This window comes from Nonomuraea sp. C10 (genome assembly GCF_008017515.1).
In the GTDB taxonomy this organism is placed as follows: Bacteria; Actinomycetota; Actinomycetes; order Streptosporangiales; family Streptosporangiaceae; genus Nonomuraea; species Nonomuraea ferruginea.
On record NZ_VPFF01000001.1, the window covers coordinates 607,075 to 626,522 of the forward strand.

The window sequence follows — 19,448 nt, forward strand, 5'->3', positions numbered from 1 at the left end:
CTGGTTCGCATGCGATCTGAACGAAGGACCTCATCATGACTGTCGAGACGGCCATGCCGTACGACGAGGCGCTCGCTCGCTTCGAGCCCGTGCTCGGGCTGGAGACGCACGTCGAGCTGGGCACCGCGTCGAAGATGTTCTGCGGCTGCAAGACCACCTTCGGCGCGCCGCCCAACACGCAGGTGTGCCCGACCTGCCTGGCGCTGCCGGGGGCGCTACCCGTGGCCAACGCCATGGCGATCGAGTCCACGATCAGGATCGGCCTGGCGCTCAACTGCTCGATCGCCGAGTGGTGCCGCATGGCTCGGAAGAACTACTTCTATCCGGACATGCCGAAGAACTACCAGATCTCCCAGTACGACGAGCCGCTCTGCTTCGACGGCTACCTCGACGTGGAGGTCGACGGCGAGACCGTGCGGATCGAGATCGAGCGGGTCCACCTGGAGGAGGACACCGGCAAGTCGACCCACGTGGGCGGCGCCACCGGGCGCATCCACGGCGCCGACTACTCGATCGTCGACTACAACCGGGCCGGCATCCCGCTGGTCGAGATCGTCACCAAGCCGATCCCCGGCACCGACCGGCTCGCGCCCGAGGTGGCCAAGGCCTACGTGACCGAGCTGCGCGAGATCATGCGCTCGCTGGGCGTCTCCGACGTGCGCATGGAGGAGGGCTCGCTGCGCTGCGACGTGAACGTCTCGCTCATGCCGCGCGGCGCGTCCGAGTGGGGCACCCGTACCGAGACCAAGAACGTCAACTCGCTGCGCAGCGTCGAGCGCGCGGTGCGCGGCGAGATCGAGCGGCAGGCCGCGATCCTCGCCGACGGCGGCCGGATCGTGCAGGAGACCCGTCACTTCCACGAGGACACCGGCACCACCACGTCCGGCCGGTCCAAGGAGGAGGCGCAGGACTACCGCTACTTCCCCGAGCCCGACCTGGTGCCGATCGCGCCGGACCCGGCGTGGGTGGCGGAGCTCAAGGCGGGGCTGCCCGAGCTGCCGACGGTCAAGCGCAAGCGGCTGCAGGCCGAGTGGGGGCTGTCCGACCTCGACATGCGGGCCATGCACAACGCCGACGCCATCGACCTGGTGGAGGCGACGGTCGGGGCGGGTGCGCCCGCGGCCGACGCCCGCAAGTGGTGGATGGGCGAGCTGGCCCGCCGCGCCAACGAGACCGGCGTGGCGCTGGCCGACCTGCCGATCACGCCCGCGCAGGTGGCCAGGGTGACCGAGCTGGTCGCCTCAGGCGCGCTCAACGACAAGCTGGCCCGCGAGGTGCTGGAGGGCGTGCTCGGCGGCGAGGGCGCCCCCGACGAGGTGGTCGAGAAGCGCGGCCTGAAGATCGTCAACGACGAGGGCGAGCTGTCGGCGATGATCGACGAGGTCCTGGCGGGCAACGCCGACGCCGCCGAGAAGGTGCGCTCCGGCAAGATCGCGGCCGTCGGCGCGCTGGTCGGCGGCGTGATGAAGGCCAGCCGGGGCAAGGCCGACGCGGCCCGCGCCCGTCAGCTCATCCTGGAGAAGCTGGGCGTCTCCGAGTAGGTCCTAGGTCCCGCCCTCCGCGCGTGGGGGCGGGACCTAGGACGATCCGCGTACCCCGGCCTACGGCCGTGGCTGGAGGTTTTCCGCGAGGAGCGGATCTACCGTCTCCGGTATGAAGACATCTGCTCTGACCGCGGGACTGGTGGCGATGGTGTCACTGGTGGCCTTCGAATATGTGGCGGTCGCGGTGGCGATGCCGGTGGTGGCGCGTGAGCTCGGCGGGTTCGAGCTCTACGGGCTGGCGTTCAGCAGCGCGCTGGCGGCCGGAGTGGTGGGCACGGTGCTCGGCGGCCGGTGGGCGGACGTGCGCGGGCCGCTCCCGCCGCTCTGGACCGGCGCGGCCGCGTTCATCGGCGGGCTGACGCTGGCGGGGCTGGCGCCGGCCATGGAGGTGCTGATCGCCGGGCGGCTGATCCAGGGGTTCGGCGGGGCGCTGGTGAACGTGGCGCTGTACGTGGTGGTGGCCCGGGTCTATCCCGAGGAGCTGCATCCCCGGGTGTTCTCGCTGTTCGCGACCGCGTGGGTGGTGCCGTCGATGGTGGGGCCGGCGATCGTCGGCGTGATCGTGGAGACGCTGGGCTGGCGGTGGGTGTTCCTGCTGGTGCCGTTCCTGACCGTGGCGGCCGGGCTGGTGCTGGCGCGCGGGCTGGCCGGGCAGCCGGTGCGCGGCGGTCAGGGCGCCCCGGCGCCGGGGCTCATGGGCAAGATCGCGTGGGCGGCGGTGACGGCCGTGGCGGCGGCCCTCATGCAGTACGGGAGCGACGGGCGGTTCGCGCTGCTGGCGATCGGGCTGGTGATCCTGGCCGTGGCGCTGCCCAGGCTGCTGCCCCCCGGGACGCTCAGGGCCGCCAGAGGGCTGCCGGCGGTGGTGGGGCTGCGCGGCCTGGCCACCGGGGCGTTCTTCGCGGCCGAGGTGATGGTGCCGCTCATGTTGCAGGAGGAGCGCGGCATGTCGCCGTTCACCGCCGGGATCGCGCTCACCGGTGGCGCGCTGACCTGGTCGCTCGCCTCCTGGCTGCAGGGGCGCGAGGTGTTCAGCCGGAGCACGAACCTGCGGCTGGGCTCGGTGGCGCTGTCGGCGGGCATCGTGGCGATGGGGGCCGTGACGTTCCCCGGGGTGCCGCTGGAGCTGGCCTATCCGGCCTGGATCGCGGCCGGGTTCGGGATGGGGCTGATCTACCCGACGCTGTCGGTGCTCACGCTGGAGCTGTCGGCCCCCGGCGAGGCCGGCGAGAACAGCGGGGCGCTGCACCTGGGGGAGTCGGTGTTCTCGGTGGTGGCGGTCGCCGTCACCTCCGCGCTGTTCATCGCGGCCGGCGGGGCCTACTGGACGGTGTTCACCGCGACCCTGGTCATAGCGGCGGCCGGGCTGCTGATCGTGCCCCGCGCCGTGCGGGCCGGAACCCCCGTCCCCGCGACCGCGGCGGTCTGAGACGGACGCGGCCCCGGGTGGTGTCCGGGGCCGCGCCGTTCAGTCCTCGTGCGAGACCGGCAGCGGCGGCATCCGCCGTCTGGCCATGAAGCCCCGCAGCAGCGGCGTCAGCAGGGCCAGCAGCGACAGCACGAGCAGCACCACCGCGACCGGGCTGCCCACCAGCACGGTCACGTCGCCGGCGCCGATGGCCAGCGCCCGACGCAGCTGGATCTCCGCCATCGGCCCCAGGATCATGCCGATCACCGCTGGCGCGACCGGCAGCCCGAACCGCCGCATGGCGAACCCGAGCAGCCCGAGCACGAACAGCACCACGAGGTCCACCGCGCTGGCGTTCAGCGCGTAGACGCCGAGCGCGGCGAACAGGATGATCCCGCTGTAGAGGTACGGGCGCGGGATCCGCAGCAGCTTGGCCCAGACCGGCGCGAGCGGCAGGTTCAGCACGAGCAGCATCGTGTTCCCGATGAACAGCGACGCGATCATGGCCCACACCAGCGCCGGGTTGTGGTCGAAGAGCTGCGGCCCGGGCTGCAGCCCGTACTGCTGGAAGGCCGCCAGCATGATCGCGGCCGTGGCGGAGGTCGGCAGCCCCAGCGTGAGCAGCGGCACGAGGGTGCCCGCCGCCGAGGCGTTGTTGGCCGCCTCGGGCCCGGCCACGCCCTCGATCGCACCCTTCCCGTACTCCTCCCGCGCCACGCCGCGGGCGAGCCGCTTCTCGGCCGCGTACGACAGGAACGTGGGGATCTCGGCGCCGCCGCCGGGCAGCGCGCCGAACGGGAAGCCGAGCGCGGTGCCGCGCAGCCACGGCCGCCACGACCGCCCCCAGTCCGAGCGGCCCATCCAAGCCCGCCCGACGGGTACGACGTCCGGCGGGGCGTGCCGCAGCCGGGAGGCCACGTACAGCGCCTCGCCCACGGCGAACAGCCCGACCGCGACGATCACCACGTCGATGCCGTCGAGGAGCTGCGGGACGCCCAGCGTGAGCCGGGCCTGCCCGGTCTGCTGGTCGATGCCGACCAGCCCGATCGCCAGCCCCAGCACCAGCGAGGCCAGCCCGCGCACGACCGACCGCGACAGCACCGACGACACCGCGGTGAAGGCCAGGATCGCCAGCGCGAAGTAGTCCTCGGGACCGAACGAGATCGCGAAGCTCACCACGGCAGGCGCCGCGAACACCAGCAGCGCGGTGGCGATCGTGCCCGCCACGAACGAGCCGATGGCCGCCGTGGCCAGCGCCTGCGCGGCCCGCCCGCGCCTGGCCATCTTGTTGCCCTCCAGCGCGGTGATCATGGAGGAGGACTCGCCGGGCGTGTTGAGCAGGATGGACGTGGTCGAGCCGCCGTACATGCCGCCGTAGTAGATGCCGGCGAACATGATGAACGCGCTGGCCGGCGGCACCGTGAAGGTGATCGGCAGCAGCAGCGCCACGGTCATCGCCGGCCCGATTCCCGGCAGCACGCCGACCAGGGTGCCGAGTGTGACGCCGACGAGCGCGTACAGCAGGTTGACCGGCGTCAGCGCGGCGGCGAACCCGTCGAGCAGCAGCCCCAGCGACTCCACTCAGATCACCCCCGACAGCAGCCCGGCGGGCAGCGTGACGCCCAGCCCCTCGACGAACGTCAGGTACGTCGAGACGGCCAGCACCACCGCGATCAGGGCCGCGCGGACCCTGTGCTCGGCGCCGAGCGCCAGTGACAGCCCGAAGAACAGCAGGCTCGCCGCGATGATCCAGCCGAGCACGTCCAGCACGGCGGTGAAGGCCAGGAAGACGCCGCTCACCAGGCCGACGCCGCGCCAGTCGGCGGGCGCCTCGGCGTCCACGTCCTCGCTCTCCTCCGGGTCGCCGCGCCCGCCGCGCAGCACGTCGGCCACGTAGAACAGGCCGATGAGGATCATCGCCCCGCCGACCAGCATGGGGAAGAACCGCGGCCCCGGCCCGAGCCGGGAGGCCGCGGCCGACACGTCGAGCGTGCCCACGACGACGAACACGCCGAGACCGAGCACCACCAGGGCCAGCCCCAGCTCGGGCCGCCAAAGGCCGCGCTTGCGCCCGGTCTCCTGAAGAGTGGGCTCCTCGGGTGAGGACATCAGGACACGAGCCCCATCTCGGCGATGATGCCCTTGACCCGGGTCTCCTCGGACTTCAGGTAGGCGTCGAACTCCTGGCCGGTCATGAACGAGTCGATCCAGCCGTTCTTGGCCACCGCGTCCTTCCACGGCTGCGAGTCGCGCATCTTGGTGACCAGGTCGGTCAGCGCCTGCCGGTCGGCGTCGGCGAGCCCGCCGGGGGCCACGAAGCCGCGCCAGTTGGCCAGCTCCACGTCCAGGCCGCCCTCCTTCAGCGTGGGCGCGTCCAGCTCGGGCAGCCGCTCGCCGGAGGTGACGCCGAGCGCGCGCAGCTTGCCGGACTTGACGTGCTCGGCGAACTCGCCGACGCCCGAGACGCCGATCGTGACCTTGTTGCCGAGCAGCGCGTTGAGCGCCTCGCCGCCGCCGGAGTGCGCGATGTAGTTGACCTGCTTGGGGTCGACCCCCGCGGCCTTGGCCATGAGCCCGGCCACGATGTGGTCGGTGCCGCCGGCCGAGCCGCCCGCGACCGACACCTTCGCCGGGTCCGCCTTCCACGCGGCCACCAGGTCCTGCAGCGACTGGAGCGGAGACTCCGCCGGGACCACGACGATCTCGTACTCCTCGGTCAGCTTGGCGATCGGGGTCGTCTCGGCCAGCGTGACCTTGGACTTGTTCTGCTCGATGGCGCCGACCATGACCAGGCCCATGGTCATCAGCAGGTTGCCGTTGCCCTGCTCACCGGCGAGCTGGGCCAGCCCGATCGTGCCGCCGGCGCCGGGGACGTTGAAGACCTCGACGCCGCGGTCCGGCGCGACGGACTTCAGCGCCTGCTCCGCGGTGCGTGAGGTCTGGTCCCAGCCGCCGCCGGGCGAGGCCGGGGCCATGATGCGCAGGGTCGTGGTGCCGCCGCCGCTGCCGCCGCCGCAGCCGGCCAGCGCGACGGAGAACGCCGCGAGCGCGGCGATGATGCGCAAACGCATGATCAACTCCAGGGGGTTTCACATCTATGAACCCTGGATCGTGCGGCCCGTGAGCGCCCGCGTCGAGACTCTGCAGGTAGCGGTCGTAGTGGTCGTATTGGTCGCAACCGGCCCGTGACCTGGCGCTGTTTGCATGTGCTGCGTGAGACTCGGCACCCAGCTGTTCGTGCTCCAGATGGCGATCGTGCTGCTCGCCGTCGGCAGCACCGCCGCTGTCTGGGCACAGCACACCCGCAACCAGTACGACTCCCGGTACGAGCAGCGGGCGCTGGCCATCGCCCAGTCGGTCGCCGCCCTGCCGCAGGTGCGCGAGGCGTTCAAGCTGCGCCGGCCGGAGACCGTGCTGCAGCCGCTCGCGCTGAGCGTGCAGCAGACCACCGGCGCCGACTACGTGGTGATCGCCAACGCCGACCAGGTCCGCTACGCCCACCCCAACGCCTCGCTGATCCGCCACCGGCTGTCCACCGACGGCAGCTACGTGCTCACCACCGGCGGCGACTGGGTGGGCACCCAGAAGGGCACGATCGGCATCACGGTCCGCGGCAAGACCCCGGTGCGCGACGAGTACGGCGAGGTCATCGGCCTGGTCTCGGTCGGCGTGCTGGAGACCACGGTCATCGGCGAGGTGGCGGGCGCGCTGCCGCCGCTGCTGTGGACCGCGACGGCCGTGCTCGTCGCCGGGCTCGCCGCGGCTGCCTTGATCACCGCGAGGGTGCGCAGGCAGACGTTCGGGCTGGAGCCGCGCGAGATCGCCGCCCTGCTGGAGCAGCGCGAGGGCGTGCTGCACGGCGTCAAGGAAGGCGTGCTCGCGCTCGACCTCGACGGCCGGGTGACGCTGGTCAACGACGCCGCCCGCGAGCTGCTCGGCGACGTCGGCGACGACCTGACCCGGATGCCGGTCTCCGACCGCATGCGCGACGTGCTCGGCGGCGCCGACCCCGGCGAGGACCGGGTGGTCCTGCACGGTGAGCGGGTGCTGGTGCTCAACCGCACCCCGGTGTCCGTACGGGGCCGGCAGAGCGGCTGGGTGATCACCCTGCGCGACCGCACCGAGCTGGTCCGCCTCGCCCGCGAGCTGGAGTCGACCAGCAGCGCGACGGAGGCGCTGCGGGCCCAGGCGCACGAGTTCGCCAACCGCATGCACACCGTGGTCGGGCTGCTGGAGATGGGCGAGCACGACGCCGCCATCGCGTTCATCACCAGCACCACCCCGGGCGTGAAGGCGGGCGAGCTGCGCGAGCGGGTGCAGGACCCCACGCTGGCCGCGCTGCTGCTGGCCAAGTCGGCCGAGGCAGCCGAGCGCGGCGCCCGGCTGGTGCTGTCGGACGACTCCACGGTGCCCGAGGGGGCGCTCGGCGACCCGCAGGACGCGGTCCTGGTCGTCGGCAACCTGGTGGCCAACGCCATCGACGCGCTCGACGGCCGGGCCGGCACGATCGAGGTCTCGGTCGTGGCGGGGGACGGCGGGCTGCGCGTACGGGTGCGCGACTCGGGGCCGGGCATCACGCCGGAGCTGGTGGAGGAGGTCTTCCGCGAGGGGTTCACCACCAAGGCGGCCCACTCGGGGCCGCGCGGGCTCGGCCTGGCGCTCACCCGTCAGGCCTGCCTGCGCCGCGGCGGCTGGGTGCGGGTGCGCAACTCCGGCGGCGCGGTGTTCACCGCCCTGCTGCCCGAGGAGGCGGCGACGTGAGCGACATCCGGGTGCTGGTCGTGGACGACGACTTCATGGTGGCCCGCATCCACGCCGGCTACGTCGCCAGGGTGCCGGGCTTCGAGGTGGTGGCCACCGCTCACAACGGGGCCGACGCGATCACCGCTGTTGCCGGGTCCCGGCCGGACCTCGTCCTGCTCGACATCTACCTGCCCGACATGTCCGGCCTGGAAGTGCTCAAGGCGATCAGCGGCGTGGACGTGCTGGTCATCAGCGCGGCCCGCGACGTGCCGACGGTCAGGGAGGCCATGCGCGGCGGGGCGGTCAACTACCTGATCAAGCCGTTCGCCGCCGCCGCGCTCACCGAGCGGCTCCAGCAGTACGCCCATACCCGCAGGCAGCTCAGCGCCATCGGGCCGGAGGCCCACCAGGACGACGTGGACCGGCTCTTCGGCGTCACCGGCACCCCGCCGGCGCTGCCCAAGGGCCTGTCGCAGGCGACCTGCGCGCTGGTCGCCACGGTGCTGCGGGAGGCGGGCCGCGACCTGTCAGCCGTGGAGACCGCATCCCTGACGGGGCTGTCGCGGGTCAGCGCCCGCCGCTATCTGGAGTACCTGTGCGGCGCCCGCCGGGCCGAGCTGCGGCCCAGGTACGGGACGGCGGGCAGACCGGAACACCGGTACCGCTGGATCGGCTGACACACTTCCGTAGTCGTTTCTCGTGACATATCCGTACCCGCGTGCCTTACTGTTTCCTGAGAAGTGGCTGCGGAGAGGGAGGAGATTGAGGCGTGCGTAACGCGGGACCGATCGAATCACCGACCGACCCGTTCGCCTCGGTGCCGTTACCCTCGCGCGCCACTTCGAGGAAGCCGAAGGTGGAAGGCCTTCCACCCGGTGTGTCCAGGGACATCTTCGGCCCCCAGGGCCGGCCGGAGTCCCCGCCCGCGGGCCAGGGCCCCCAGGCCGCCGCGAACGGCGGGCCGCCCCCGGCCCCGCAGCAGTCGCAGCCGTGGCCGGTCAGCGTGAATCCCGCACCGGCCTTCACCGAGCCGCAGCCCCCCGCTTACACCGACCCCGAGCCGTCCAGGCGGCGCCGCCTGCTGCCCGCCGTCGGCGTGCTCGTGCTCCTCGCCGTCCTCCTGGCCTACCTGGTGCCGGCCGTGCTGATGTCCGGCACCGTACTGCCAGGCACCCGCGTCGACGGCGTCGACATCGGCGGCCTGACTGTCACACAAGCGGCCGAGAAGCTCCGCGCCGAGCTGGCCGCCGAGCTCAGCAAGCCCGTGGTGGTGACCGTCGGCAAGCACCGCGACACCGTCCAGCCCGACGAGGCCGGCCTGCAGCTGGACGTGGTCAGCACGATCAACCAGGTGCCCAGCGGCTTCCCCAGCCCCGGCGAGGTGTGGCGGGCGCTGACCGGCACCACCGAGCTGGAACCCCAGGTCACCGTCGACGCCTCCCAGCTCGCCAGGACCGTCGAGGCGCTGGCCGGGACCGTCGACAAGCCTCCGACCGAGGGCAAGGTGACGTTCAAGGAGCTGCGGCCCGTCGTCACCCAGCCGCGCCCCGGCGCGCTGCTCGACCGGGGCGAGGCCGTCAAGGCCATCAGCGCCGCCTTCCTCACCGGCAGCGGCAAGGCGTCGCTGTCGCTGAAACCGGCCGAGCCCGCCACCACGCAGGAGGCCGTGAACCGGGCCAGGACCCAGGCCAGGCGCGCCGTCGCCGGGCCGATCACGCTGACCCTCGACGGCAAGCAGGCCCAGCTCACCCCGGCGGCCATCGCGGCCAGCCTGACCTTCGTGGCCGACGACGAGGGGGCGTTGAAGCCCCGGTTCGACGCCGCGAAGGCGCTCGGTCCCGTGGAGAGCGTCCTGGTGGACGCGGCCCAGGCGCCACGCGACGCCACGTACGAGATCGTGGACGGCAGCCCCCGGCTCGTCACCTCCCGCGCGGGGCGCGGCATCGACGAGGAGCGCCTCGCCCGCGACGTGACCGGCATGCTGCGGCGCGGCGGCGAGCGGGTCGTCCCCGTCACGCTGTCCGCCGCGCCGCCGGACGTCACCACCGAGCAGGTGAGCGGGCTCGGCATCAAGGAGGCCGTGGGCTCGTTCACCTCCATGTTCGACTGCTGCCAGCCGCGGGTCACCAACATCAGGCAGATGGCCGCGGACGTGGACGGCCACCTGGTCAGGCCGGGCCAGACGTTCTCGCTGAACGAACTGGTCGGCGAGCGCACCACCGAGGGCGGCTACGTGCCGGCGCCGCAGATCGTCGGCGGCAGGCTGCTCACCATCATGGGCGGCGGCTCGTCGCAGTTCGCCACCGCGCTCTACAACGCGGTCTTCTACGGCGGCTTCGAGGACGTGACGCACACGCCGATGGACTACCACTCGACCCGCTACCCGGCCGGCCGCGACGCCGCGCTGCTCTACCCGGACCTCGACCTGAAGTGGCGCAACGACTCCGACCACGGCGTGCTGATCAAGACGGCGTCCACCGAGACGTCCGTCACCGTCACCCTCTACAGCACCAAGCGGTACGAGAAGGTCGAGGCCGTCGAGTCCGAGAAGCGGGACTTCACCCCGTTCCGCCGCGAGACCAGCGACGCCCCCGACTGCGTGGCCGGCCCCGGCCAGCAGGGCTTCACCATCGACGTCACCCGCGTCTTCCACAACGACGGCAAGGTGGTCAAGCGCGACAAGAAGCTGACCACCAAGTACCGGCCGCGGGCCGAGGTCGTCTGCGCCTCCGGAAGCTGACCGTCACGGCGTGACGGCGATGATCCTGTCGTCGCCGTCACGCACGTCGCCCCGGCCGTCCTTGTTGCTGGTGCCCACCCACAGCTTCCCGCCGGGAGCCGTGGAGACCGCGCGGAGCCTGCCGTAGACGCCGGAGTAGTGGGCCACCGGTTCGCCGGGCGAGCCGTCCGCGGCCAGCGGGATCTGCCACAGGCGCTCGCCGCGCAGCGCGCCCATCCAGAGCGACCCGTCGGCGTAGGCCAGCCCCGACGGCGACGCCTCCGAGGTGTCCCAGGTGACGATCGGGTTCTCGAACTCGGGGTTGTCGCCGCGGCCCTCGACCTCCGGCCAGCCGTAGTTGGCGCCCGGCTTGATCAGGTTGAGCTCGTCGAAGCTGTTGGCGCCGAACTCGGACGCGTACAGCCTGCCCTGGTCGTCCCAGGCCAGGCCCTGCACGTTGCGGTGGCCGAGGCTGTAGACGAGCGTGCCGAACGGGTTGCCGGGCGCGGGCTCGCCGTCTGGGGTCATCCGCAGGATCTTGCCCGCGAGCGAGTCGCGCTGCTGCGCCAGCTCCCGGTCGCCGATCTCGCCGGTGCTCGCGTACAGGTGACCGTCGGGCCCGAACGCCAGCCTGCCGCCGTTGTGGATGCCGCCCTTGGGGATGCCCTGGACGATCACCCGAGGATCCGACACCCCGTCGCCGGTGAACCGGTAGCGGACGATCCGGTTGTCCTCGGCGGCGGTGTAGTAGACGAACACCTGGTCGTCCTTGACCGCCAGCCCCATCAGCCCGCCCTCGCCGTCGGGGACGACGCCGTCGATCTTGGCCACCTCGGTGACCTGGCCGGAGGCGCTCACGCGGACCAGCCGGGCGGTGTCGCGCTCGGTCACCAGCGCGTCCCCGCCCGGCAGGAACGCGATCGACCACGGCACCGCGAGGTTCTCCGCCACCGTCGTGGGCTCGCCAGGGGAGCGCCCGGGGCTGACGGAGGCCGTGGGCGTGGTCGCCACCCCGTCCGCGGCTGAACAGGCGGTGAGCGCCGCCAGAAAGATGATCATCCAGATGTGCCTCATGTGTCCCATACTCACTCCCGACCCTTAAGGTTTCCCGCATGAAGATCTGGGTGCCCTCCGACGCTGTCGCCGACGTCCTGTCCGAGCTGCCCGGCGTGGAGTGCGCGGTGTTCCACCGCGACGTGCCGGAGCCGCCCGGGATCGAGGACGTCGAGGTGTGGGTCCCGCCTCTCGTCGTGGTGTCCGACGTGCCCGGGATCCTCGCCCGCATGCGCTCGCTGCGCCTCCTCCAGACCGTGACCGCGGGCGTCGACCCGTACCGCCCCCACCTGCCGGAGGGCGTGGTGCTGTGCAACGCGCGTGGCGTGCACGACGCCGGCACCGCCGAATGGGCGGCGGGAGCGATGATCGCGGTCGTCCGCGAGTTCCCCGAGTTCGCCGGCGCGCAGCGGCGCGGCGCGTGGACCTACCGCCACACCGGGGCGCTCGCCGACTCCACCGTGCTGATCGTCGGCTACGGCTCCATCGGCGGCGCGCTGGAGCGCCGCCTGGCGGGCTTCGAGGTGGAGATCGTCCGGGTGGCCAGGAGCGCCCGCGACAGCGAGTACGGGCCCGTCCACGGCATGGACGAGCTGCCCGGCCTGCTGCCGGAAGCGGACGTGGTGGTGCTGCTCGTGCCCTCCACCCCCGCCACCGCCCGCATGGTGGACGCCGGATTCCTGGCCCGCATGAAGGACGGCGCCGTGCTGGTCAACGCCGCCAGGGGCGGGGTGGTCGACACCGGCGCGCTGGTCGCCGAGCTGGAGGCCGGCCGGCTGCGGGCCGCGCTCGACGTGACAGATCCGGAGCCGCTGCCCGAGGGCCACCCCCTGTGGAGCGCGCCCGGCGTGCTGATCACCCCCCACGTGGCCGGCAGCACGCCCGCCTCCGGCCGGCGCACGCTGAAGCTCATCCGGGCGCAAATCTCCAGGCACCTCCGCGGCGAGCCGCTGGACAACATCATCACCGACGCGTACTGAGGAGAATCCGGAACGTGGCTGGGCCGTGACCTTCGGTGCGTACGGTTGCGTCTATCCAAGGTTTCCTGACTTCCTGTCAAGGAATTCTTGGCGGCAATTGGTCCGTGTGGTTATCAGATCGGTGACGACATCGGCGTTGTCACCACCCGCGCAGCCGAGACCACACACACTGGCGATGTGGACCCGCCGGGCTTCGGCGGCCACGGGAGCAGGGTTCGAGGACGGGATGGGCAACGACTGTGATCCGCTGGCGTGATCCACGGGCATCGCTGACCGCCGGAGCGGCGATCGGCGCGGCCGGGGTCGCGGCTGCGCTCCTTGCGGGCGGCCCGGCCCTCTACATCGGCGCTGTCGCCGGATTCCTCGCGGCCATGCTCGCCGCCGCCTCGCTGCTGCTCGCCTCCGGGCCGCCGGCCGAGCGCCGGTCCATGTCCAGGGGCATCCGCTGGATGGGCGGCGGCGCGGCGGTCTGGGCACTCGGCGTAGCCGTGCGCCCGTTCACCGACAGCTCCAGCCTCATGGTGAGCTTCGCCGACCTGCTCGTGCTGCTCGGCACCGTGCTGATCGGCGGGGGCGCGCTCGTCGCCGGCGGTCGCCGCCCACCCGCCCTGGTCGTGCTCCGCCACGTCACCGACTCCTACCTGTCCGCCGCCGCGCTGTTCGTGGTCGGCTGGGTGGTGGCGCTGCGCCACGTCTACGACAACACCGCCGACCCGGCGCTGTTCACCTTCTCGATGCTGCCGCCCATGCTGGCGCTGCTGGTGACGTGCGCGGTGGTGCCTTCCGTGGTCACCGGCAGGGCCGTCGCCCTGCCGCTCGGCGTGGCCGGCCTGTGCGTGCTCGCGGCCACCACGACCTCCAGCCTGGCCGGCGCCGTGGCCAGGCTCGACGGCGGCGGGCCGCCCGGGTGGAGCCTGGCGCTCGCGCCGGCGGCGTTCCTGCTGCTGACCGTCGTGCCCTGGGCCCGGCCGCGCGAGGTGACGGCCTGGCCGCTCATGGGCAGCCTCGTCGCCCTGCTGCCGCTGGCGCTGGTCGCCGTGGCCACCGTGACCATGGTCGTCCACCTGTCGAGCGGGGGGCGGCAGGCGCCCGTCACCGGCGTCGTGGTGGTCGCCGCCTCGATGGTGCTGCTCCTGCTGCTGCGCCTGTTCGTGCTGTCGGGCGTCAACCTGCGGCTGCGCACGCTGCTCTCGCGCGGCGAGAAGCAGCTGCGCGACCTGGCCGAGAGCACCGGCGACGTGGTGCTCATCTGCGACCACGAGGGCACCGTGCACGAGATCGGGGCCGGGGTGGAGGAGACCTACGGCTACCGCCCCGAGCAGCTCGTCGGCGGATCGATCTTCGACTACATCCACCCCGAGGACGTGCCGCAGATCCAGTCGTCGCTGCGCGCGATGGGCCTCGACGACGAGGACGACGCCAATCCCGGCGCCTGCCTCATCGCCTGCCGCGTACGCGCCGCCGACGGCACCTGGCGGCCCACCGAATCCGTCGCCACCCGCCACGCCAGCGGCGAGGACCAGATCCTGGTCACCACCCGCGACATCAGCGACGAGGAGGCGCTGCGCAACCAGGTCGCCCACCTGACCTTCCACGACGGCGTCACCGGCCTGCCCAACCGCGCCTACTTCGAGGAGCGCACCCGCGAGGTGCTCGGCGGCTCCGGCCACGTCGCGGTCATCTTCCTCGACCTCGACGGGTTCACCTCCGTCAACGACTCCGTCGGCCACGCCAGCGGCGACTACCTCCTCGGCCAGGCCGCGCGCCGGCTGCGCGGCGCCGTACGCCCCGACGACACGCTCGCCCGGTGGGGCGGCGACGAGTTCGCCGTGCTCATCGAGACCGGCGGCGACGCCCAGCTCGCCGTCGACCTGGCCGAGCGCCTGCTGCGGGCGGTCTCGCAGGAGCCGTTCCGGGTGGCCGACCGCGACGTGGCGCTCACCGGCAGCGTCGGGGTCGCCTTCGCCGAGGACGACGTGCCCGCCGGCGACCTGATCCGCAACGCCGACGTGGCCATGGCGCGGGCCAAGGAGCTCGGCGGGCGCCGGGTCGAGGTGTTCGCCGCGCAGATGCACGCCGACGTGGTCCGCAGGCTGGAGCTCGCCGCCGACCTGCAGCGGGCGCTGATCGAGCACCAGTTCGCGATCGAGTACCAACCCGTGGTCGACCTGGCCACCTCCCGGGTGACCGCGGTCGAGGCGCTGGTGCGGTGGTGCCGCGGCTCGGTGTTCGTGCCGCCCGACCAGTTCCTCGGCCCGGCCGAGGACACCGGCCTCATCGTGCCGCTGGGGGAGTGGATCCTGCGCGAGGCGTGCCGCGAGGTGGCCGCCTGGCGGGCCGAGTCCTGGGACATCGGCCTGTCGCTCAACCTGTCCGCCCGCCAGATCACCGCCCCCCGGTTCGTGCAGACGGTCGAGGAGGCGCTGGAGGAGAGCGGGCTGCCCGCCTGCGCGCTCACCCTTGAGGTGATCGAGGAGATGCTCGTCGACGACGCCGACGAGACCGTCAAGCGGCTGTCGGAGCTGCGCGCCCTGGGCGTGCGGCTGGCCATCGACGACTTCGGCACCGGCTACGCCTCGCTGGCCTTCCTCCGTCAGCTCCCGGTCGATATGATCAAGATCGATCCGTCGTTCGTGTCCGGGCTGGGCCAGGACGACACGCTGACCCTGCTCACCCGGACCATCGTGCGGCTCGGCCACGACCTCGGGCTCATCGTGGTGGCCGAGGGCATCGAGCGGCCCGAGCAGCTCGACCTGCTGCGCGAGATGGGCTGCACCCGCGGTCAGGGTTTCCTCGTGGCCCGGCCCATGGCGGCCAGGGGCGTCGACTCGCTGATGCGGACCAGTCTCACCGTTTGATCTCACCGTTTGATCTCAGCGTGTGAGACCTGTGTCCCACCAAGTTGACACCGGGCGGTTCAGAGCGGCTATCGTGTAAGCCATGCTTCGCAGTGAGATTCTCGTAGTACTTCGCCGGCGCGCAGGCCGTTAGCGAAGCACTCCGACCTGCGCGCCGCCCCGCTCCCACTTCCCGTGGGGAGGGGCATTTTTTATGTCCTGACGTGTGATCACACAAGGAACGAGCCGATGACCGAACGGATGACAGGTGCACAGGCCCTGGTCAGGGCCTTGGAGCACGTGGGAGTCGACACCGTGTTCGGGATCCCTGGCGGCGCCATCCTCCCCGCCTACGATCCCCTGTACGACTCGGCCAAGGTCCGGCACGTGCTTGTACGGCACGAGCAGGGCGCCGGGCACGCGGCCGAGGGATACGCGCAGGCCACCGGCAAGGTCGGCGTGTGCATGGCGACCAGCGGGCCGGGTGCGACCAACCTGGTGACTCCGATCGCCGACGCCTACATGGACTCGGTGCCGATCGTGGCGATCACCGGGCAGGTGGCCAGCGGGGCGATCGGCACGGACGCCTTCCAGGAGGCCGACATCTCCGGCATCACCATGCCGATCACCAAGCACAACTTCCTCATCACCGACGCCGACGACATCGCGCGGACGATCGCCGAGGCGTTCCACATCGCCGCCACCGGCCGCCCCGGGCCCGTGCTGGTCGACATCTCCAAGGACGCGCTGCAGGCCGAGACCCTGTTCAGCTGGCCGCCGGTCATGCAGCTGCCCGGCTACCGCCCCGTCACCCGGCCGCACTCCAAGCAGATCCGCGAGGCGGCCAAGCTGATCGCCGAGTCCCGGCGGCCGGTGCTGTACGTCGGCGGCGGCGTCCACAAGGCCCGCGCCTCCGAGGAGCTGCTCCGCCTGGCCGAGCTGACGGGCATCCCGGTGGTCACCACGCTGATGGCGCGCGGCACGTTCCCCGACAGCCACCCCCAGCACCTCGGCATGCCCGGCATGCACGGCTCGGTCTCCGCGGTGGGCGCCCTGCAGCAGGCGGACCTGCTCGTCGGCCTGGGTGTCCGGTTCGACGACCGGGTCACCGGCCAGCTCTCCACGTTCGCCCCGTACGCCAAGATCGTGCACGCCGACATCGACCCGGCGGAGATCTCCAAGAACCGCCACGCCGACGTGCCGATCGTGGGCGACTGCAAGGAGGTCATCGGCGACCTGATCGCCGCCGTCGAGGCGTCCGGCCAGCAGGGCGACTACGCCGACTGGTGGACGACACTCAACGGCTACAAGGAGACCTACCCGCTCGGCTACGACGAGTTCGACGACGGTTCGCTGGCCCCTCAGTACGTGATGCAGCGGCTGAGCGCGATCGCCGGGCCCGACGCCTACTACGTGGCCGGGGTCGGCCAGCACCAGATGTGGGCCGCCCAGTTCATCGCGCACGAGCGGCCGGGCGCGTTCATCAACTCCGGCGGCGCCGGCACCATGGGCTTCGCGGTCCCGGCCGCGATGGGCGCGAAGATGGGCGACCCCGACGCGGTCGTGTGGGCCATCGACGGCGACGGCTGCTTCCAGATGACCAACCAGGAGCTGGCCACGTGCACCCTGGAGGGCGTGCCGATCAAGATCGCCGTCATCAACAACGGCAACCTCGGCATGGTCCGCCAGTGGCAGACCCTCTTCTACGACGAGCGCTACTCCAACACCGACCTGCAGGCGACCCGCCGGATCCCCGACTTCGTCAAGCTGGCGGAGGCCTATGGTTGTGTTGGCCTGAGGTGCGAGCGTCCCGAGGACGTCGACGCGACCATCAAGAAGGCCATGGAGATCAACGACGTGCCGGTGGTGGTCGACTTCGTCGTCCACCAGGACGCCATGGTCTGGCCCATGGTCGCGGCAGGGACGAGCAACGACGAGATCAAGTACGCCCGTGACATGGCGCCGACGTGGGAGAACGAAGAATGAGCAGACACACGCTGTCAGTGCTCGTGGAGAACAAGCCGGGTGTCCTGGCGCGGGTGTCCGCGCTGTTCAGCCGGCGGGGCTTCAACATCGACTCGCTGGCCGTCGGGCCCACCGAGCACGAAGACATCTCCCGCATGACGATCGTGGTCAACGTCGAGGAGCTCCCGCTGGAGCAGGTCACCAAGCAGCTCAACAAGCTGGTGAACGTGCTCAAGATCGTCGAGCTCGACCCGTCCCAGTCCGTGCAGCGCGAGCTGACGCTGATCAAGGTCAAGGCCGACGCCGACAGCCGCTCCCACGTGCTGGAGCTCGTCCAGCTCTTCCGGGCCCGCTGCATCGACGTGGCCTCCGACGCGGTGACCATCGAGGTCACCGGCACCCCCGACAAACTCGACGCGTTCGTCAAGGTGCTCGAACCGTTCGGCATCAAAGAACTCGTCCAGTCGGGCATGGTGGCCATCGGCCGCGGCGCCCGTTCCATCACCGACCGGTCCCTCAGGGCACTGGACCGTACCGCCTGAAAGGTTATTCGCAAGTGACCGAGATTTTCTACGACGACCAGGCCGACCTGTCGATCATCCAGGGGCGCCGTGTGGCCGTGCTGGGGTACGGCAGCCAGGGCCACGCCCACGCGCTCTCCCTGCGTGACTCCGGCGTCGACGTGCGCGTCGGCCTGCCCGAGGGCTCCAAGAGCCGCGAGAAGGCCGAGAACGACGGCCTGCGCGTGCTCACGCCGTCGGAGGCGGTCAAGGAGGCCGACGTCACGATGATCCTGGCGCCGGACCACATCCAGCGCCACCTCTACGCCGAGCACGTCGCGCCGAACCTCAGGGAGGGCGACGCGCTCTTCTTCGGCCACGGCCTCAACATCCGCTACGGCCTCATCGAGGCGCCCGAGGGCGTCGACGTGTGCATGGTCGCGCCCAAGGGCCCCGGCCACCTGGTGCGCCGCCAGTTCGAGGCGGGGCGCGGCGTGCCCTGCCTGGTGGCGGTGGAGAAGGACGCCTCCGGCAAGGCCCTCGACCTGGCGCTCTCGTACGCCAAGGGCATCGGCGGCACCCGCGCCGGCGCGCTCAAGACCACCTTCACCGAGGAGACCGAGACCGACCTGTTCGGCGAGCAGGCCGTGCTGTGCGGCGGCGTCTCCGAGCTGATCAAGGCCGGTTTCGAGACCCTGATCGAGGCGGGCTACCAGCCGGAGGTGGCCTACTTCGAGTGCCTGCACGAGATGAAGCTCATCGTCGACCTCATGTACGAGGGCGGCATCTCGAAGATGTACTGGTCGGTCTCCGACACGGCCGAGTACGGCGGCTACACCCGCGGCTCGCGCGTCGTCACCGAGCAGACCCGTCAGGCGATGCGCGAGATCCTCGCCGAGATCCAGGACGGCCGGTTCGCCCGCGAGCTGGTGGAGGAGTTCGACGGCGGCCAGAAGGAGTTCCAGCGTCACCGTGACGAGCTGGCGGAGAACCCGATCGAGAAGACCGGCGCCGAGCTCCGTCCGATGATGAGCTGGCTCAAGGCCTGATTTTTCATGACGTCACGCGGCTGACAGAGCCGCGTGAGTCCGCGTGCGCGGCCCCGGCCGGGGTGATCCTCCGGCCGGGGCCGCGTCCTTTTTGCCGCTTCTCCGGCACCGCCGTGCCCGTCCCCGTCTCATCCGGACGGGGTCGCCTGTGGGTAGTCCGATCGTCATGGAGGACCGGCTTTCGTCTAGGTTCCGCCAAGGGAGGCTTCTTCGTACGTCAAAGCGTGATTCTCGCCGTTTGTTCGGAGAGGCCTTGGGGGATACTTCCGACCGCTACCTACGGAGAGTAGTCGAGAGGTAACAGAGGAGATCCGATGTACAAGACGGGACTTGTCCTGACCGGTCTGATCGGCGGCATGGTCATGCTGGGCGGCGCTCCCGCGCTCGCTCAGGGTTACACCACCGCACCGGTAGTGGCCAACTACGACCACGACCACCACGACGACGGCGACGACATCAGGTACAACAGGTCGCAGGATGGCGAGTGGACCAACAACGGTTCTGACAATGACTTCCTCGACCTCGACGTCCTCAACGATGTCCTGGACATCCTCACCAACCGCTGAGGCATAACAGGTCGTTAGAGCGGGGCCCACCTCATCGACGAGGTGGGCCCCGTCACCGTTTTCCGCCCTTTCCCCATTCCCCTC

The 19,448-nt window shown here is 71.5% G+C and carries 15 protein-coding genes; 11 read left to right on the forward strand and 4 right to left on the reverse strand.

Annotated elements, in window-relative coordinates:
• Positions 1-35: 35 nt before the first annotated feature.
• Together gatB and FR742_RS02845 are read left to right on the forward strand one after the other, a co-directional pair.
• Entirely contained in the window at positions 36-1,541 is a 1,506-nt protein-coding gene (gatB, locus tag FR742_RS02840; RefSeq protein WP_148029462.1) for an Asp-tRNA(Asn)/Glu-tRNA(Gln) amidotransferase subunit GatB, read from the forward strand.
• 112 nt (positions 1,542-1,653) lie between these two features.
• On the forward strand, positions 1,654-2,973 hold the full coding sequence (locus tag FR742_RS02845; RefSeq protein ID WP_261808326.1) for an MFS transporter: 1,320 nt from the start codon (positions 1,654-1,656) through the stop codon (positions 2,971-2,973).
• Positions 2,974-3,012: 39 nt separating this feature from the next.
• Here FR742_RS02845 and FR742_RS02850 read toward each other — a convergent pair whose 3' ends face one another.
• Genes FR742_RS02850 through FR742_RS02860 form a run of 3 tightly spaced genes read right to left on the reverse strand, consistent with a single transcriptional unit; the run spans position 3,013 to position 6,023 of the window.
• Positions 3,013-4,533: a tripartite tricarboxylate transporter permease gene (locus FR742_RS02850; RefSeq protein WP_148029463.1), complete on the reverse strand. Its 1,521-nt coding sequence runs from the start codon at positions 4,531-4,533 to the stop codon at positions 3,013-3,015.
• Positions 4,534-5,061 (reverse strand): tripartite tricarboxylate transporter TctB family protein, encoded by a 528-nt coding sequence (locus FR742_RS02855; protein ID WP_148029464.1) that lies wholly within the window; start codon positions 5,059-5,061, stop codon positions 4,534-4,536. It lies immediately after the preceding gene.
• The gene (locus FR742_RS02860; protein ID WP_148029465.1) at positions 5,061-6,023 is read right to left on the reverse strand and encodes a tripartite tricarboxylate transporter substrate binding protein; all 963 of its coding nucleotides are present in this window, start codon (positions 6,021-6,023) and stop codon (positions 5,061-5,063) included. Before FR742_RS02860 ends, FR742_RS02855 begins: the two co-directional genes overlap by 1 nt.
• A gap of 142 nt (positions 6,024-6,165) precedes the next feature.
• Between FR742_RS02860 and FR742_RS02865 the strand changes: the two genes are divergently transcribed.
• From FR742_RS02865 to FR742_RS02875, 3 genes are all read left to right on the forward strand, one after another.
• On the forward strand, positions 6,166-7,713 hold the full coding sequence (locus FR742_RS02865; protein ID WP_261808327.1) for a sensor histidine kinase: 1,548 nt from the start codon (positions 6,166-6,168) through the stop codon (positions 7,711-7,713).
• Positions 7,710-8,372, forward strand: coding sequence for a response regulator (locus FR742_RS02870; protein ID WP_148029467.1), 663 nt, complete (start codon positions 7,710-7,712; stop codon positions 8,370-8,372). The genes FR742_RS02865 and FR742_RS02870 overlap by 4 nt, the downstream gene beginning before the upstream one ends.
• 179 nt (positions 8,373-8,551) lie before the next feature.
• Positions 8,552-10,435, forward strand: coding sequence for a VanW family protein (locus tag FR742_RS02875; protein WP_148029468.1), 1,884 nt, complete (start codon positions 8,552-8,554; stop codon positions 10,433-10,435).
• 3 nt (positions 10,436-10,438) lie between these two features.
• On the opposite strand, the gene FR742_RS02880 is transcribed toward FR742_RS02875, so the two are convergent.
• Positions 10,439-11,488 carry a sorbosone dehydrogenase family protein gene (locus FR742_RS02880; RefSeq protein WP_148029469.1) on the reverse strand — a complete coding sequence of 350 codons (1,050 nt, stop codon included), beginning with the start codon at positions 11,486-11,488 and terminating at the stop codon, positions 10,439-10,441.
• 38 nt (positions 11,489-11,526) lie between these two features.
• On the opposite strand from FR742_RS02880, the gene FR742_RS02885 reads away from it, so the two are divergent.
• From FR742_RS02885 to FR742_RS02910, 6 genes are all read left to right on the forward strand, one after another.
• The gene (locus FR742_RS02885) at positions 11,527-12,447 is read left to right on the forward strand and encodes a 2-hydroxyacid dehydrogenase (RefSeq protein WP_148029470.1); all 921 of its coding nucleotides are present in this window, start codon (positions 11,527-11,529) and stop codon (positions 12,445-12,447) included.
• A gap of 239 nt (positions 12,448-12,686) precedes the next feature.
• On the forward strand, positions 12,687-15,305 hold the full coding sequence (locus tag FR742_RS02890; protein WP_261808328.1) for a bifunctional diguanylate cyclase/phosphodiesterase: 2,619 nt from the start codon (positions 12,687-12,689) through the stop codon (positions 15,303-15,305).
• Between the two features lie 228 nt (positions 15,306-15,533).
• A complete protein-coding gene (locus tag FR742_RS02895; RefSeq protein ID WP_148029471.1) occupies positions 15,534-17,270 on the forward strand; it encodes an acetolactate synthase large subunit in 1,737 nt (578 codons plus the stop codon).
• A complete protein-coding gene (gene ilvN, locus FR742_RS02900; RefSeq protein ID WP_148029472.1) occupies positions 17,267-17,791 on the forward strand; it encodes an acetolactate synthase small subunit in 525 nt (174 codons plus the stop codon). The genes FR742_RS02895 and ilvN overlap by 4 nt, the downstream gene beginning before the upstream one ends.
• A gap of 23 nt (positions 17,792-17,814) precedes the next feature.
• Complete coding sequence (gene ilvC, locus FR742_RS02905) at positions 17,815-18,798, forward strand: ketol-acid reductoisomerase (RefSeq protein ID WP_148034310.1); 984 nt, start codon at positions 17,815-17,817, stop codon at positions 18,796-18,798.
• Positions 18,799-19,112: 314 nt separating this feature from the next.
• Complete coding sequence (locus tag FR742_RS02910; RefSeq protein ID WP_148029473.1) at positions 19,113-19,364, forward strand: hypothetical protein; 252 nt, start codon at positions 19,113-19,115, stop codon at positions 19,362-19,364.
• Positions 19,365-19,448 lie beyond the last annotated feature (84 nt).

Bases quoted from the DNA above. Each gene is read 5' to 3' on its own strand.
- gatB (WP_148029462.1), top strand. From the start codon at position 36: ATGACTGTCGAGACGGCCATGCCGTACGACGAGGCGCTCGCTCGCTTC.
- FR742_RS02845 (WP_261808326.1), top strand. From the start codon at position 1,654: ATGAAGACATCTGCTCTGACCGCGGGACTGGTGGCGATGGTGTCACTG.
- FR742_RS02855 (WP_148029464.1), bottom strand. From the start codon at position 5,061: ATGTCCTCACCCGAGGAGCCCACTCTTCAGGAGACCGGGCGCAAGCGC.
- FR742_RS02860 (WP_148029465.1), bottom strand. From the start codon at position 6,023: ATGCGTTTGCGCATCATCGCCGCGCTCGCGGCGTTCTCCGTCGCGCTG.
- FR742_RS02880 (WP_148029469.1), bottom strand. From the start codon at position 11,488: ATGAGGCACATCTGGATGATCATCTTTCTGGCGGCGCTCACCGCCTGT.
- FR742_RS02885 (WP_148029470.1), top strand. From the start codon at position 11,527: ATGAAGATCTGGGTGCCCTCCGACGCTGTCGCCGACGTCCTGTCCGAG.
- FR742_RS02895 (WP_148029471.1), top strand. From the start codon at position 15,534: ATGACCGAACGGATGACAGGTGCACAGGCCCTGGTCAGGGCCTTGGAG.
- ilvN (WP_148029472.1), top strand. From the start codon at position 17,267: ATGAGCAGACACACGCTGTCAGTGCTCGTGGAGAACAAGCCGGGTGTC.
- FR742_RS02910 (WP_148029473.1), top strand. From the start codon at position 19,113: ATGTACAAGACGGGACTTGTCCTGACCGGTCTGATCGGCGGCATGGTC.